Source organism: Streptomyces sp. NPDC027189, assembly GCF_055566975.1.
In genome coordinates this window covers 486,918-501,146 of sequence record NZ_JBVHRI010000001.1, presented here as the reverse complement: position 1 = coordinate 501,146, position 14,229 = coordinate 486,918, and the positions used below count along the sequence as shown (strand labels likewise).

The following is a 14,229-nucleotide window of genomic DNA, read 5'->3' as shown; positions in this document are numbered from 1 at the left end:
CGACCGGATGGGAATCCTGACCGATGACCGGAGTCGACGAGCGTGAATCGCCTTGGCGGATCCACGGCATGAGCGTCGAGGGCTACCGCCACCGCCGCCAGGGACTGCCCTGCCAGGACGCGTGCGCGTACACGGTGTCGGCGTCCGTGGCGGTGCTCGCGGTCGCGGACGGCGCGGGCAGCAGGCCGCGCTCCGAGGAGGGATCGCGGCTAGCCGTCGAACTGGCCGCGGAGCAGTTCGCGCGCCGGGCGGCGGCCGCGGCGGAATGCCATCCGGGGGAGGCCGTGCACGAGTTGCTCGAAGACGCCTTCCACGACGTCAGCAAGATGTTCCTGGACGCCACCGGCGCCGACGCCGCGGACTTCGCGACCACCCTCACCGTCGTGGTGCTCGCGCCCGGCTGGCTGGGCCATCTCACCGTGGGCGACGGCTTCGTCGTACTCCGCGCAGGTACGGAGGACGGGGAGCGGCAGTTCCATCTGCTGCCGCAGGCGATGGCGGCCAGCGAGTACAGCAACGAGACGGTCTTCCTCACCTCGCCGGACGCGGCCCGCTGGGTGCACACCGACTGCGTGTCCGACGACGGGATCGACGGGGTGCTGCTGTCCACCGACGGACTCGTGCAGGCCGCGCTCAACCGCGCCGGCGGCGGCGCGCTGTCCCCGAACACGTCCTTCGTCGACGCCGTGTTCCGTTCCCTCGACACCGTGACCGACAACACCCACGAGGGGCTCGCGACCCTGCTGAGGTCGGACCGGCTCACCGCTCTGAACGCCGACGACAAGACCCTGCTGCGGGCCGTGCTCAAGGCGCGGCCATGAGCGGCCTCACGGTGTTCCTGGACGGGAAGCCGGTCACCCTCGCGGAGCTGCCGCTCAAGGGCGGCGGCCAGGCGGCCGTCTTCCCGGTCGTCGGCGACGACGGGATCGTCGTCAAGCTCTACCGCGAACCGCCGGGCCTGGACCAGGAGCGCCGGCTGATGCGGATGCTGACCATGTCCCCGCTCGCCGCCCGCCCCACTGACGTGTCCCAGCCGCCCGAACTGGCCTGGCCCACCGCCCTGGCCCGCGGCCCCCAGGGCGAGTTCCTCGGCTACGCCATGCGCCGCTTCGGCGAGCCCCAGCACGTTCAGTTGATCGGCCTGTTCACCCGGGCCCAGCGACTCAAGCTCTTCCCCGACCGGGCCGACTGGCGCTTTCTGCTCGGCGTCGCCTGGAACCTCGCCTTCATGACCGCCCGCATGCACTACGACAACCTCGTCATCGGCGACTTCTCCAGCAGCAACGTGGTGGTCGACGCCAACGGGTTCGTCACCTTCCTCGACTGCGACTCCATCGCCTTCAACGATCCGGTGACCGGGGAACTCTTCCCCTGTCTGATGCACACCACCGACTATTCGTCCCCCGAGCGCCAGGCCGGCGGCCCCGCCACTCGCGGCACCGACGACTTCGCCCTCGCGGTCCTCGTCTACCAGCTGCTGACCGCGGGCAACCATCCCTTCGGCGGCGTCCCGCACGACAGTGCCTCCGAGTCGACCGTCAAGGACAACATCGCCGCCAGCTGCTCCTACGTCGTACGCCCCGAGCTGGTCGTCATCCCGCGCGGCACCATCGACCCCTCCGTGCTGCCCCCCGAACTCCTCACCCTGGCCCGCGCCGCCTTCGGCCCCGGCGTGCACGCCCCCGCGGCGCGCCCCCCGGCGGAGGCCTGGCTGCGCGCCCTGGACAAGGAGCGCTCCCTCGTACGGGTCTGCCAGAACCGGCCGCTGCACACGTACGGCTCCCATCTGACGTCCTGTCCGTGGTGCACGCGGGCGGCGGTGACGGGGCACGACGTGTTCAACGGGCCGGTGCCGGTTCCGGTGCCGCACGGGCCGGGGGAGCAGGAGCGGACGGGCGGGGCCTGGGCCAAGGCGCTGAAGGTCGCCCTGCTGATCGCGGTGGTGGTGATCCTGGTGGTCATCGCCGCGAACGCGTGACGGGGCTACGAGCGCCCCCGGTCCTCCAGATAGCGCGTGTGCGACTCCTGCCGCCGCGCCTCGGTCTCCCGTAGCGAGGCCGCCAGCCGGTCCGACTCCTCGTACAGCAGGGTGAGTTGGCGCTCCAGATGGCGCTCCGGCGGTTCGCTGCCGGGGGTCAGCCGGGTCCACCACCGAGTCCGTACGAAGGTGTCGACGGCCTCGGGGATGTCCTGCCGCACGGCACGGGACAGTATGTGCACGCCCTCCGGGTCCTGGGCGAGCACCTCGGCGACCCAGCCGGGGTCCAGCAGCGCGGCCAGGAGTTCGGTCAGCTCGGTGAGCCGGCCGGCCGCGGCGGGTGGCAGCTCGACCCCATCCAGATACTCCCGCAGCTTGCCGAAGTCGCCGCGCAACTCGTCGAGTTGGGCCGACGGGTCCGGGAAGTCCGGGAGCGGCGGGCGCTCCGGCGGGGCGATCAGGGCGCCCGCGCCGTACAGACCGGCGACGACGACGGGCCAGTACGGGCCCGCGACCCCGGTGAAGGTCAGCGCCAGGCCGACGAGCCCGCAGGCGCTGCCGGTGAGGTTCTTGCGGGACTCAAGGAAGCCGACAAGCTTATTGGTAGCCACGGATCTCCTCGAAGGCGCCGTCGAGCGAGCCCTTTTGGGCATCGAAGAGGCGGCCGCCGGTCAGGTCGGCGATGTGCTGGAGCTCGCCGCGGTCGGAGTCGCCGAACAGGATCGGGAAGACGGGGATCTCCCGCCGGCCGCCCGGCAGCCCGGCATAGAAGTCGTCGAAGTGGCCGGGGCTCGCGCCCGTCGTGTTCTCGCCGTCCGTCATCAGCACGATCGACGTGAACGTGTCGTCGCCGGCGCCCAGATGCTCGTACGCCTTCTCCAGCGACGTGTAGATCGCGGTGTCGCCCTCGGCGCTGAGCGAGCGGGTGTCCTTGCGGATCCCGTCGAGCCCGGCCTTCGGGTCCTCGGGCCGCACCACATGCGTGCGGACGCTCTTGACCTTCGACCCGAACGGCATCAGCGTCACCTCCTCGCGGTCGCGGAAGTCGCCCGTCAGATCGGTGAGCGCCTTCTTCAGCCGGGCGAGCCGGTTGCCGCCCATCGAGCCCGAGGTGTCGAGAACGTATACGGTCCTGGACGGCCGGCGGAGCTTGTTCTCGTACGAGTCGAGGAGCCGGTCGGCGACGGATCGGCTGCCGGGGAAGGGGAGTTCGCGGCGCCTTCCCGTGTCGAGGCCCGCGGCCGGAGGCACGGAGGCGACGACCGGACGGCGATGCGTGTCACGGGTGATCTCGCCTTGCACCTTCGGTGTCCGCAGGGCCTCGGTGAGGCGGCGGACGGTCTCGCGGGTGTCCTTGCTGGACGCGGCCAGGGAGGAGAGCGGGTAGTCGGCGGTCACCACTCCGTCGCGCGGCCGTATGACGGTCAGGCCCTTGATTCCCTTGAGGACCGACTCATAGTTGAGCAGCGCGTCCACCGTGCCTCGACGCTCGTAGGCCGTCGCCAGCCAGCCCGAGGAACCCGAGGTCAGCTTCTGCCCCTTGAAGAACTCCCGCAGTTTCGGGGTCGCCTTGTCCACGTCCGCGTCCGTGAGCGCCGACTGGGCGCCGGAGAGGCCCGAGGCGACCGAGATCAGCGTGGAGAAACCGGAGTTGGACCGGGCGGGGTCGGTCATGCCATACGTCAGCTTTCCGTCCGTCACCGCCTTCTCCACCTGGGACCAGGTGACGTCGTCCGGCTTCCAGCCGAGCGCGTTCACGGTCGCCGGCTTGACGCCGATGGCCACGGGGCTCGACATGACCGGGGTCTCCGAGACGACCTTCTTCGCCGCGTCCGGGCGAAGGTGCAGGTAGTCGTTGGAGGACAGCCAGAGGGCGTCGTAAGAGCTGTCCGCCTTGCCCTGCGCGAGCAGGTCCACGGCGGCGAGGGTGCCCATGTAGGTGGGCTTGACCGTGATGCCGGTGTCCTTGTGGATCCGGTCGAGGATCGGCTTCATGTCGCTGAGCTCGCTGGAGGCGAGGATGCGGAGGGTGCCGGGTTCGGGCTTGTCGGCCCGGGCGGGGTCCTCTGCGGATGATGTGCATCCCGCCGTCACCAACGCCAGTGCGACGGCGGCTGCCGCGCCGTGGGCCGCGTGTGCCCGTCTCCGTCCTGCGGAACGACTGCCCCCATGCTCCGGGGGTGATGAATTCCCCTCTCTCATGCGAGCCCTCCTTCCAGCGCACCCTGTGAGCGGCTGCGCTCCAAGTAGGCGCTCGCGTGCTGGAGTTCCGAGGTCAGGGACTCCACCGTCGTCGCCATCGCCTCGGTCGCCTGGACCTTGTAGGTGTCGATCGCGTCGAGGGTGCGGTAGATCTGCTGGAAGGCGGTGCGGAGGGTTTCCGCGCCGACGGCCGGGTCGGCGGCGATGCGCTGGATCTCGCCGCTCTGGGTCGCGAGCATCTCGGCGTTGCCGCGGATGAGGTCCTCCGTCGTGCCGCGCAGGGCGTTGACCTGATCGACGACCTTGCGCTGGTTGTCGAGCGCGGAGGCCAGCATCACGGAGATGCGCAGGGCCGAGACGGTGGTGGTGGCCGCACGGTCGACGCCCTTGATGAGCTCGTCGTTGTTGCGCCTGACCACGTCCATGGCCAGGTAGCCCTGGGCGCAGACGGCGAGCTGGGTGAGCAGGTCCTGGTGCTTCTGGCGGACGGGGAAGAGGACGTCGGAGCGGAGGGTGTCGGCCTGCGTCGGGTCCTGGGTCTCCACGCCGGCGATGTGCTCCTCGACCGCCGTGTCGAGCGCCTGGGTCAGGACGACGTACTCCTGGAGCTTGCCCATCGTCTCCCAGAGCCGGACGCGCTCGGTCTGCAGCGCCGCGTTGTCACGGCGCAGCTCGTCCTGGCCGCCGCGCAGGGAGCCCACGATCTTGTTCAACGTGCCCTGCGCGGAGGCGTACTTGGCGACGTGGTCGCGCAGCTTGTTGCCGCCCGGGAGCCGGGACAGGAACTTCCTGCCCTTGCTCGCGGGCAGGTCGCGCGGGTCCAGGTCCTCGACCACGCGGCGGAGTTCGACGAGCGAGCCCGCGACATGCGACTGGGCGTCCTCGCCCTTGCCCGGCAGACTGCGCAGGGTGCGCTCCAGCATCCGGTTGGACTGCGCGGCGGCGCCCCGCATCTCGCCGGCGCCCAGGCCCGCGATCTCACCGACCTTGCCGGCGAATTCGGGCGAGCGGGCGTCGAGGGCGGCGAGCCCGCCGACGTACTCGGCGGCGCGCCGCGCCATCTCGTCCCGCACGGACGGGTCGACGGGGACGAGCCCGCCGGCCTTCTCACGGGGCACGGGCGCGACGGCCTCGGGCGGTGTGAGGGTCAACTCGTTCTGTTCGGTTGTCATGTGTCGGTTCCCCCTAGTTCCCGGCCCGGCGCGCCATCTCGTGCAGCACCTTGGAGGCGGGCACGGGCGCCTGCCGGACGCCGGTCAGCTTCTGGTTGAGATACGCGGTGTGGCTCGCGGTCGCCGCCGTGAACTCGGCGGTCGCGCCCTGCGGCCGGAACCCGTGCCGGACGGCGAGCTTGCGCAAGGTCGGGTCGCTGCTGAGGAGTTCACCCAGCGCGCGGCCCTGCGGCGTGAGCGGTACGACGGTGTGGTCGCTGTTCGCCGTGGTGTCCGGGTAGAGGACGGTGAGGTCGCCGACGTCCTGGCCCTCGGCGAGCAGCGCGGCGACCTGCGACTCGTACACGAGGACGAGCGGGTTGCCCGCGCCGCTGATGAAGTCCCTGAACGCCGCGTCCGTGCTGGACTGTTGGGCGCCCTGGACGCTGATCAGCTTGTGCATCAGGGGCGCGGTGCGCCCGACGGCAGCGGTGTCGGCGGCCACGCGTCCGCCGTCGGCGACGTACGAGGCGGCGGCGAGGTAGAGGGCGCCGGAGTTGGAGGTCTCGGGGTCGGTGGTGGTGATGTAGAGCGTGCCGGTCAACTCCCCGTGCGCCTTGGCCCCCTTGAGCTGCTGCCACGTCCGGTCGTGCTCGGCCGCGTCGAGGTAGGCGGCCATCTTGAGGGTGCCGGTGTTCTTGTCGAGGGTGGCGAGTCCGCCTGCGGCGAGTACTTGGGCCGCGCTGCGATGGGCCACCACGACTAGGGGCGAGTAGAAGGGCCGGGGGAGGGGCTGCCGTACGTGGTACTTGTCGGCGAGCTCGTCGGCCGGCGCCTGGCTGGACGGGAAGGCGAAGTCGTACCCCTTGAGGTCGAGCCCTTCCATGGCCCAGGACCCGGAAGTCTCCGTCTTCACGGTGTAGCCCTTGGCAGCGAGGGCCTTCACCACGTCGGGATCGGCGAAGAACTCCGCCTTCTCCGAACCGATCACTCCCTGCACGGTCTTCGTTGCCGTGCCCTTGTCCTGACCATTGCGGCCCGCGACGACGGCTGCTACCACTCCGCCGATCAGCAGTACCGCCAGGACGATCCCTGCGATACGTCTCACGCCTGGAGAGTGCACCTCGGAATCCAACGTTCCCCGTCTCGGGGGATGAACACGGGGTGACCACCGGGTCCCGGTAGGCAACCGGAACCGGGGGTGTCACTTCGCGGGGTGCCGCTGCGAAGGCGGTGCTGTGGCAACCCGGTCCGCGCGTCGCTGCGGGTACACGCGGACCGGGGCCGTCCGAAGGGAGCCGGGGGGGGGGCTCAGTGGGACGCGAGTTCGCGGGGGTCGGCGGCGGATGCGTGGGCGTCCATGCGCTCGGCCGCCAGGATCGCGGCGGCGGTGTCGGCGCGCGATGCCGCGACGACCAGGGCGCGTCCGGCGAGGGCGTGCGCCCGCTGGTGGAGCGCCGCGACGCCGGGTTCATGGATGGCGGCGGCCACCGTGGAACGTACGGGTGCCGACCCTCCCCGCAGTCGCGCCACCTGCTCGGCGAGCCGCTCGGCGGCGGCGTCCAGGTCGGCGGACGGCGCGAGTCCGCGGATCTCGTCCGTCATCGCGAGCAGTGCCGCGAGGTGACCGGCGAGCTGGATGTCCAGCTCCTCCTCGCGCGACCGGTGGGGGAAGTCGGAGGGGGCGGTGCCGGCCATCGTGTGGACCGACTTGGTGCGGATCGGTTCGTACATGGGATGGCCTCCTGTGCTCTGACAGGAAGCCATCCTAGCTTAGATTTCGTCTAAAGTTGAGCCCGGTCGCAGAACTCGTCGCGCTGCGCACACAGCGTGAGCGTCACGGCTGGCCGTAGCCGTCCAGGAAGTTCCCGATCCGGGTCACCGCGTCGGTCAGATCCCCGACCGTCGGCAGCGTGACCACCCGGAAGTGGTCCGACTCGGGCCAATTGAAGCCCGTCCCCTGGACGACCATGATCTTCTCGCGGCGCAGCAGGTCGAGGACCATCTGCCGGTCGTCCTTGATCTTGAAGACCTTCGGATCGAGGCGCGGGAAGAGGTACAGCGCCCCCTTCGGCTTCACACAGCTCACGCCCGGGATCTGCGTCAGCAACTCGTAGGCGACATCCCGCTGTTCCTTCAGCCGCCCGCCGGGCAGCACCAGGTCGTTGATCGTCTGGCGTCCGCTCAGCGCGGCGACCACACCGTGCTGACCGGGCATGTTCGCGCACAGGCGCATGTTCGCGAGGATCGTCAGCCCCTCGATGTACGAGTCCGCGTGCGCGCGCGGGCCCGAGATCGACATCCAGCCCACCCGGTAGCCCGCCACCCGGTACGCCTTCGACATGCCGTTGAAGGTGAGCGTGAGCAGGTCCGGGGCGATCGCGGCGGTCGCCGTGTGCGTGGCACCGTCGTAAAGGATCTTGTCGTAGATCTCGTCGGAGCAGACGAGAAGGTTGTGGCGCCGGGCGATGTCCGTCAGGCCCCGGATCATCGCCTCGTCGTACACCGCACCCGTCGGGTTGTTCGGGTTGATGATGACGATCGCCTTGGTGCGGTCCGTGACCTTGCGTTCGATGTCGGCGAGATCGGGCATCCAGTCCGACTGCTCGTCGCAGCGGTAGTGGACCGCCGTGCCGCCGGACAGCGACACCGCCGCCGTCCACAGGGGGTAGTCCGGCGCCGGTACGAGCACCTCGTCGCCGTCGTCCAGCAGGCCCTGCATCGCCATCACGATCAGCTCGGAGACGCCGTTGCCGATGAAGACGTGCTCGACGTCCGTCTCGATGCCAAGGGTCTGGTTGTGCATGACCACCGCCCGGCGCGCCGCGAGCAGGCCCTTCGCGTCGCCGTAGCCGTGGGCCGACGAGACATTGCGGAGGATGTCCTCCAGGATCTCGGGCGGGCACTCGAAACCGAACGCCGCCGGGTTTCCCGTGTTGAGCTTGAGGATGCGGTGACCGGCAGCTTCGAGCCGCATCGCCTCCTCAAGAACCGGACCCCGGATCTCGTAGCAGACGTTGGCGAGCTTCGTGGACTGGATCACCTGCATGTCCGTGAGCTTACGGCCGCGTAACGCTCCGCGGGGCGTGTTTTTCACCACGTGAGACGTGACGGTTTGGTCATCTTTGTCCGCTCGCTACACCGTAAGCCCTTGCGGTCCCTACAATGCGCGCCCATGTCCTGGCAGTCCGGCGAACCCGAAGCCGCGCCGAGGGTGTACCTCCCGCAGAGCGACGGCGAGGCGCCCCCGGCCTATGAGGCGTACACGGACCCGGCCGAGGCGCATGGCTGGCGTAAGGGGTACGAGGAGGGCGGTGACGGTGACGCCGCCCTGCGGGAGGCGTACGGGGACGGGGACGACACGCTCGTCCAGGGCGCCGTTCCCGGTGATCCGCCGGGTGCCCCGTCCGGCCGCCGCGACCGGCTGCTGCGCCGGCGCCGTACCCGGCTGCTGCGCCGGCTGTCCGTGGCCGGCGGGGCGGTCTGCGTCGTCCTCCTCGCCCTCGTGATCTCGGGAGCCTTCGACTCCGGGCCGTCCGGATCGTCCAAGGGGCGGGACGGTACGACCGGGCGGACGGCCTCGCCCCCGAGACTTGCCACGGGGGCCGCCGCACCCACGGAGGGCTCCGCCACGACCGCGGGAACCTCCTCGGCAGGCCCGTCACCCACCGCGTCGCCCGGGGCCTCCGGGAGCGCGGGCGCCGCCTCCCCGGGCGCGTCCCCGTCCGTGAGCGCCTCGACGGACCCGGCGTCCTCGGCTTCGGCGACCGCCACCGCCACGTCCACGACCCAGGGGGGCCCAGGCAACTCCAACGGTCACGGCCAAGGAGCCACGAAGCGGCCCAAGTAGCCGCCGATGCCAGTAGGTTGGCCCCGCCGTGAGGGGGAGGCAGGGCATGGACTTCTCGCTGCCCGTGCCCCAGCCGGCGTCGACGGCCAGGGGCCGCGGCGCGGGAACGAGTTCCTCCGTTACCGCACGGCGCGGCAGGTGCTGAACCGACCGTCCGTCCGGCCCGCGGACGGGACCTGGGAAGCCACGGCGAACTGCCTGGCCGCGTACGACCTGGACGCGCCGGATCGGGAACTTCCCGGGGTCTGGGGTACGCGGCTCGCCGAGCTGGAGGGGTATGTGCCCACCGGTTTTCCGGAGCTGGCGCGCGATCAGAACTTCGTGGCCCTCGTCGACGAACTGGTCGTGCCGGCGGAATTGGACGATCTGGTGGGGCGGTTGCAGCAAGGCGTCCCCGGAATCGCCGTAGCGCGCTCCGAGGAGCCCCCGGCGGCCAGGACTCCCGGCTCTGCCGTCCCCTCGTACGCCGGGAGCACGTGCTGTGGATCGACGACCACCCAGACCGGAACGCCGAGTTCGTCGAGCGTCTGGAGTCCCAGGGGGCGAAGGTCTGGCTGGCCATCGGCCGGGAGCGGGCGGAGCACGTTCTCGGCGTCACCCGCATCGACCTGCTGATCTCCGACGTGCAGCGTGGACTCGACCGTGACGCGGGGCTCACCGATCTGCAGGACTGGCGCGACCGCGAGCGCGACAAGGGGCCCGCCGTGTTCTTCACCAGCCGCATCACCCCGAACCGCGAGGCCCGGTCCCAGGAACTCGGTGCCTGGGTCGCCACGTCCGTGCCGATGCTCTTCCAATACGTCGGACGCGGCACTCGAACCAGCCGACCCGTAGGCCAAAAACAACTCCTTGCCCCCCAACCCCTCTCCCCTCACAATGCGCATGACAAATCAACAGGTGACCGGAAATTCTTCGGTCACCCAAGTCGCAAGAGGGGACCCCCACATGAGAAAGCCTCTCGTTGCCGCGCTCTTCGCCCTGGTGATCGCCGGGGCAGGCGTGGCGCCCGCGGTCGCGGCGCCCGTGACCACGGACGGCGTGACCACGGACGGCGCGACCACGAAGCGCACGGCCGCACCCGCGATCCAGGCCGTCAACTTCGCCGGCACCGTCTCGCTCAGCAACTGCTCGGGCTCCGTCATCCGCTTCCCGAACTCCGAGGACAACGACCCGGCGCTGGTGCTCACCAACGGCCACTGCCTGGAGACCGGCTTCCCGGAGCCCGGCGAGGTCATCGTCGACCAGGCGTCCAGCCGTAGCTTCGGGCTGCTCAACTCCTCGGCCACGAGGGTCGGGACGCTGCGCGCGAGCAAGGTCGCGTACTCGACGATGACGGACACCGACGTCACGATCTACCAGCTCACCACCACCTACGCGCAGATCAAGAGCTCGTACGGCATCAGCGCGCTCACGGTTCAGGACACGCACCCGGTCGCGGGTACGGCCATCACGGTCGTCTCCGGCTACTGGAAGCGGACCTACGCCTGCAACATCGACGGCTTCGTCTACCGCCTCAAGGAAGGCGACTGGACCTGGAAGGACTCGGTCCGCTACACCTCCGCCTGCCAGACCATCGGCGGCACCTCGGGCTCGCCGGTCATCGACAACGCCACCGGCAAGGTCGTCGCCGTCAACAACACCGGCAACGAAGACGGCGAGCGCTGCACCGAGAACAACCCGTGCGAGGTCGACGCGAACGGCAATGTGACCGTCCGTCAGGGCATCAACTACGCCGAGGAGACGTACCAGATCGTCCCCTGCTTCGGTCTCGACAACAAGCTCGACCTGAGCCGCACCGGGTGCACCCTGCCCAAGCCGTAAGGCCGTAAGGCCGTAAGAAGGTGGAGGCGGGCGGTCACCGGGGAGTACGGCGGACCGCCCGTCCCGCCAGTACGTCCGTCCTGCGCCCGTCCTCGATCACGAAGCGGCCGTCGATGAGGACGTGCGGGATGCCCGTCGGCGGCGTGCGGGGTTCCTCGAAGGTCGAGCCCGCCGCGACCGTGGCCGGGTCGAACAGGACCAGGTCGGCGCGGTATCCCTCGCGGACCAGCCCGCGGTCGGGCAGGCGCAGGCGGGCGGCGGGGCGGCCGGTGAGATGGGCGACGCACTCCTCCAGTGAGAGGACGCCCAACTCCCGCACGTACCGCCCGAGATACTGCGGGAAGGTGCCGTACGCGCGCGGGTGCGGTTTGTCGCCCCGCAGGATGCCGTCCGAGCCGCCCGTGTGCACGCGATGCCGCATGATCGCCTGGACGTTCTCCTCGTGGCCGACGTGCTGGAGAATCGTCGAGCCGAGCCGGTCATCGAGCAGAAGACGGCGGGCGGTCACCCAGGGGGCCTCGCCGCGCTGGTCCGCGGACTGCCGGACCGTCCTGCCGACGTAGGGCGCGAGCGCCGGGTCGTTCACTCCCGAGATCTCGATCGTGTCCCACTCGATGGGCACACCGTGGCAGCCGTCGGCGCCGACGACCTCCATGTGGTGGCGGATCCGTTCGGCGGTGTCCTCGTCCGCCAGCCGCGCGAGGACCGCCTCCGGGCCGCCCTCGCTCGCCCAGCTGGGCAGCATGGCGACGAGCGTCGTACAGCCCGGGGTGTAGGGGTATGTGTCCAGGCTGATGTCCGCGCCCTGCGCCAGCGCCTTGTCCAGCAGGGCGAGCAGGTCCGGGGCCCTCCCCTTGTTCACGCCGAAGTTCATGGTGGCGTGCGCAAGGTGGAGCGGGCAGCCGGCCTCGCGGGTGAGGGCCACCATCTCCGCGTACGCCTCCAGGGCGCCCGCCCCGTACGAGCGGTGGTGCGGGCAGTAGTAGCCGCCGTACTCGGCGACCACCCGGCACAGCTCGGTGAGCTCGGCGCCCTTGGCGTACATCCCGGGTGTGTACGTCAGCCCGGAGGACATGCCGACTGCGCCCTGTGCCATCCCCTCGGCGACCAACTGCCGCATCCGGTCCAGCTCTTGGGGCGTGGCCGCGCGGTCCTCCCAGCCGACGGCGAGCATACGGACGGTGCCCTGCGGGATGAGGTACGCCGCGTTCACGGCGATTCCGCGATCCAGTCGGTCCAGATACTCGCCGACCGACCGCCAGTCGAAGTCGATGTCGTCGCCGTACCCGTTCCAGCCGGTGATCGCGCGGCGGACCTCGGCGAGCGTGCGGTCGTCCACCGGCGCGTACGACAGGCCGTCCTGGCCGATGACCTCCAGGGTCACGCCCTGCGCCGCCTTCGCGCTGTGGTCCGGGTCCCGGAGCAGCGCGAGGTCGCTGTGCGCGTGCATGTCGATGAAACCGGGCGCGAGCGCCAGGCCTTCGGCGTCCAGGACGCGGCGGGCGACCGGGCGCAGACAGCCCGCCGCCGCGGCCTCCTTGACCACGGTGGTGACCATGCCGCCCTCGATGCCCACGTCGGCGCGGTACGAGGGGGCACCGGTGCCGTCGACGACCTCCGCGTCGCGGATGACGAGATCCATCACAGGGGTCTCCTAGAAGAACGTGCGGACGTAGTCGACGACCGTTCCGTCCGCCTCCACCAGCGGAATCAGCTGCCACTTGTCGAAGGACGTACAGGGGTGGGAGAGGCCCATGCCGAGCCAGTCGCCGACCTGGAGGTCCGCCTCCGGGGTCGTACGGAGCCAGCTGTGCTGGTCGGAGAGGCCGGTGACCGTGATGCCGGTGGCGGGGCACTCGGCGCCGTCCCGGCGGAGGACCTGGGCGAAGGGGAGGTCCAGGTCGTACGCCGCGTCCCGCTTGCCGGCATTGGTGAAGGCCTGGTCGGGGGAGGGGCGGGAGACGACCTGGGACCAGAGGCGGAAGGCGGGGTGCAGGGCGCCCTCCTGCGGGATGCGGGTGAAGGGGGTGATTTTGCGGTAATGCCCGTCGTCGTGCGAGACGTACGCGCCGGAGCGCAGCAACTTCAGGACGGGGAGGGAGAGCTCGGGGATCTGCGCGAAGACATCGGCCACCGCGTCGAACCAGGCGCTGCCGCCGGCGCTGACGACGATCTCGTCGAGGCCCGCGAACCGGTCCGCCTTGTCGAAGTCCGCCGCCAGCGCGGTCAGCCGGTGCAGCCAGGCGTGCACGCGCTCGGGGTCCGCCAGCGGGACCTCGCCCTCGTAGCCCGCCACGCCGACCAGGCGGAGTGTCGCCGTCGAGGCCACCGCGTCGGCGACCGCCGCGCACTCCACCTCCGTACGGACGCCGGTGCGCGCGCCCTCGCCGGCGGCCAGTTCCACGACGACGTCGAGGGGGCGGGGCGTCCCGCGCAGCGCCGCGTCCATCAGCTCGACGCCGCGTACGGAGTCGACGTAACAGATGAAGCGGAAGTCCGCGTCCTCGGCCAGCTCGGCGGCGATCCAGCGCAGCGCGGCCGCGTCGACGAGCTCGTTCGCGAGGAAGATCCGGTCGATCCCGAACTCCCTCGCCACGCGCACCTGGTGGGGCACCGCGAGCGTGATGCCCCAGGCGCCGTGCTCGATCTGCTTCCAGAACAGCTGGGGGGCCATCGAGGTCTTGCCGTGCGGGGCGAAGGCGAGGCCGTGGCGGGCCGCGTACGTCTCCATGAGTTCGAGGTTGTGCGTCAGGCGCTCGGCGGAGAGGGCGAGGACGGGGGTGGTGAAGCCGTCCGTGAAGAGGTTGCGGCGCTGGGCGGCCAGTTCGCCGACGGTCAGGCCCGCGGCGTCCGGGGGGAGGCCCTTGAAGCGGTGGTCGACGCGGTCCGCCGTGAGTGCGGCCAGTTGTGCTGCGGCGGTCTCGGCGCCCATGGGGCCTCCTTTGACGAGGTGAGGTGCGGTGCGCCGCGGATGCGGTGCGGGGGTCTCGGGGGCATGTTGCATCATGTGCAACGGTCATTGCGTATGCCGCTTACTGCTGTCTAACATCCCAGCCAACGCAGGGTCAACGGTGCACGGAGCGCCTTTGGCCGCTAGAGCGAGGAGCCCCAGTCATCGTGCCCCCCAACGGACCCGCAGGTGCCGCGCCCGACGCCGCCGATGCCGTCGGTCTCGTCGGCCTCGTCGGCCTCGTCGGCCGCGTCGATGTTGTCGCACTCGGCGAGTC

Annotated in this window: 13 protein-coding genes; 5 read left to right on the top strand and 8 right to left on the bottom strand. The window is 70.7% G+C overall.

The window, feature by feature from the left end:
• The first annotated feature begins 23 nt into the window (after positions 1 to 23).
• Together ACZ4RZ_RS02300 and ACZ4RZ_RS02295 are read left to right on the top strand one after the other, a co-directional pair.
• Positions 24 to 821: a PP2C family serine/threonine-protein phosphatase gene (locus ACZ4RZ_RS02300; protein ID WP_467741184.1), complete on the top strand. Its 798-nt coding sequence runs from the start codon at positions 24 to 26 to the stop codon at positions 819 to 821.
• Positions 818 to 1,978, top strand: coding sequence for a hypothetical protein (locus tag ACZ4RZ_RS02295; RefSeq protein ID WP_467741182.1), 1,161 nt, complete (start codon positions 818 to 820; stop codon positions 1,976 to 1,978). The genes ACZ4RZ_RS02300 and ACZ4RZ_RS02295 overlap by 4 nt, the downstream gene beginning before the upstream one ends.
• Positions 1,979 to 1,983: 5 nt before the next feature.
• On the opposite strand, the gene ACZ4RZ_RS02290 is transcribed toward ACZ4RZ_RS02295, so the two are convergent.
• From ACZ4RZ_RS02290 to ACZ4RZ_RS02265, 6 genes are all read right to left on the bottom strand, one after another.
• Positions 1,984 to 2,589 carry a hypothetical protein gene (locus tag ACZ4RZ_RS02290; protein WP_467741180.1) on the bottom strand — a complete coding sequence of 202 codons (606 nt, stop codon included), beginning with the start codon at positions 2,587 to 2,589 and terminating at the stop codon, positions 1,984 to 1,986.
• The gene (locus tag ACZ4RZ_RS02285) at positions 2,576 to 4,180 is read right to left on the bottom strand and encodes a substrate-binding and vWA domain-containing protein (RefSeq protein ID WP_467741178.1); all 1,605 of its coding nucleotides are present in this window, start codon (positions 4,178 to 4,180) and stop codon (positions 2,576 to 2,578) included. Before ACZ4RZ_RS02285 ends, ACZ4RZ_RS02290 begins: the two co-directional genes overlap by 14 nt.
• The gene (locus tag ACZ4RZ_RS02280) at positions 4,177 to 5,352 is read right to left on the bottom strand and encodes a toxic anion resistance protein (RefSeq protein WP_467741176.1); all 1,176 of its coding nucleotides are present in this window, start codon (positions 5,350 to 5,352) and stop codon (positions 4,177 to 4,179) included. The genes ACZ4RZ_RS02285 and ACZ4RZ_RS02280 overlap by 4 nt, the downstream gene beginning before the upstream one ends.
• 13 nt (positions 5,353 to 5,365) lie before the next feature.
• Entirely contained in the window at positions 5,366 to 6,439 is a 1,074-nt protein-coding gene (locus tag ACZ4RZ_RS02275) for a hypothetical protein (RefSeq protein WP_467741174.1), read from the bottom strand.
• Between the two features lie 203 nt (positions 6,440 to 6,642).
• The gene (locus ACZ4RZ_RS02270) at positions 6,643 to 7,065 is read right to left on the bottom strand and encodes an SCO4983 family protein (protein ID WP_467741172.1); all 423 of its coding nucleotides are present in this window, start codon (positions 7,063 to 7,065) and stop codon (positions 6,643 to 6,645) included.
• A 103-nt stretch (positions 7,066 to 7,168) separates the two neighbouring features.
• The gene (locus ACZ4RZ_RS02265) at positions 7,169 to 8,380 is read right to left on the bottom strand and encodes a pyridoxal phosphate-dependent aminotransferase (protein ID WP_467741170.1); all 1,212 of its coding nucleotides are present in this window, start codon (positions 8,378 to 8,380) and stop codon (positions 7,169 to 7,171) included.
• A 126-nt stretch (positions 8,381 to 8,506) separates the two neighbouring features.
• Between ACZ4RZ_RS02265 and ACZ4RZ_RS02260 the strand changes: the two genes are divergently transcribed.
• The 3 genes from ACZ4RZ_RS02260 (at position 8,507) to ACZ4RZ_RS02250 (ending at position 11,002) form a co-directional block, all read left to right on the top strand.
• A complete protein-coding gene (locus tag ACZ4RZ_RS02260; protein WP_467741168.1) occupies positions 8,507 to 9,181 on the top strand; it encodes a hypothetical protein in 675 nt (224 codons plus the stop codon).
• A gap of 138 nt (positions 9,182 to 9,319) precedes the next feature.
• Positions 9,320 to 9,796 carry a hypothetical protein gene (locus ACZ4RZ_RS02255; protein ID WP_467741167.1) on the top strand — a complete coding sequence of 159 codons (477 nt, stop codon included), beginning with the start codon at positions 9,320 to 9,322 and terminating at the stop codon, positions 9,794 to 9,796.
• A 330-nt stretch (positions 9,797 to 10,126) separates the two neighbouring features.
• Positions 10,127 to 11,002 (top strand): S1 family peptidase, encoded by an 876-nt coding sequence (locus tag ACZ4RZ_RS02250; protein ID WP_467741165.1) that lies wholly within the window; start codon positions 10,127 to 10,129, stop codon positions 11,000 to 11,002.
• Between the two features lie 34 nt (positions 11,003 to 11,036).
• Here the strand turns inward: ACZ4RZ_RS02250 and ACZ4RZ_RS02245 are convergent, their stop codons facing one another.
• The gene (locus ACZ4RZ_RS02245; RefSeq protein WP_467741164.1) at positions 11,037 to 12,647 is read right to left on the bottom strand and encodes an N-acyl-D-amino-acid deacylase family protein; all 1,611 of its coding nucleotides are present in this window, start codon (positions 12,645 to 12,647) and stop codon (positions 11,037 to 11,039) included.
• 9 nt (positions 12,648 to 12,656) lie between these two features.
• Positions 12,657 to 13,934: an amino acid deaminase gene (locus ACZ4RZ_RS02240; RefSeq protein WP_467741162.1), complete on the bottom strand. Its 1,278-nt coding sequence runs from the start codon at positions 13,932 to 13,934 to the stop codon at positions 12,657 to 12,659.
• Positions 13,935 to 14,229 lie beyond the last annotated feature (295 nt).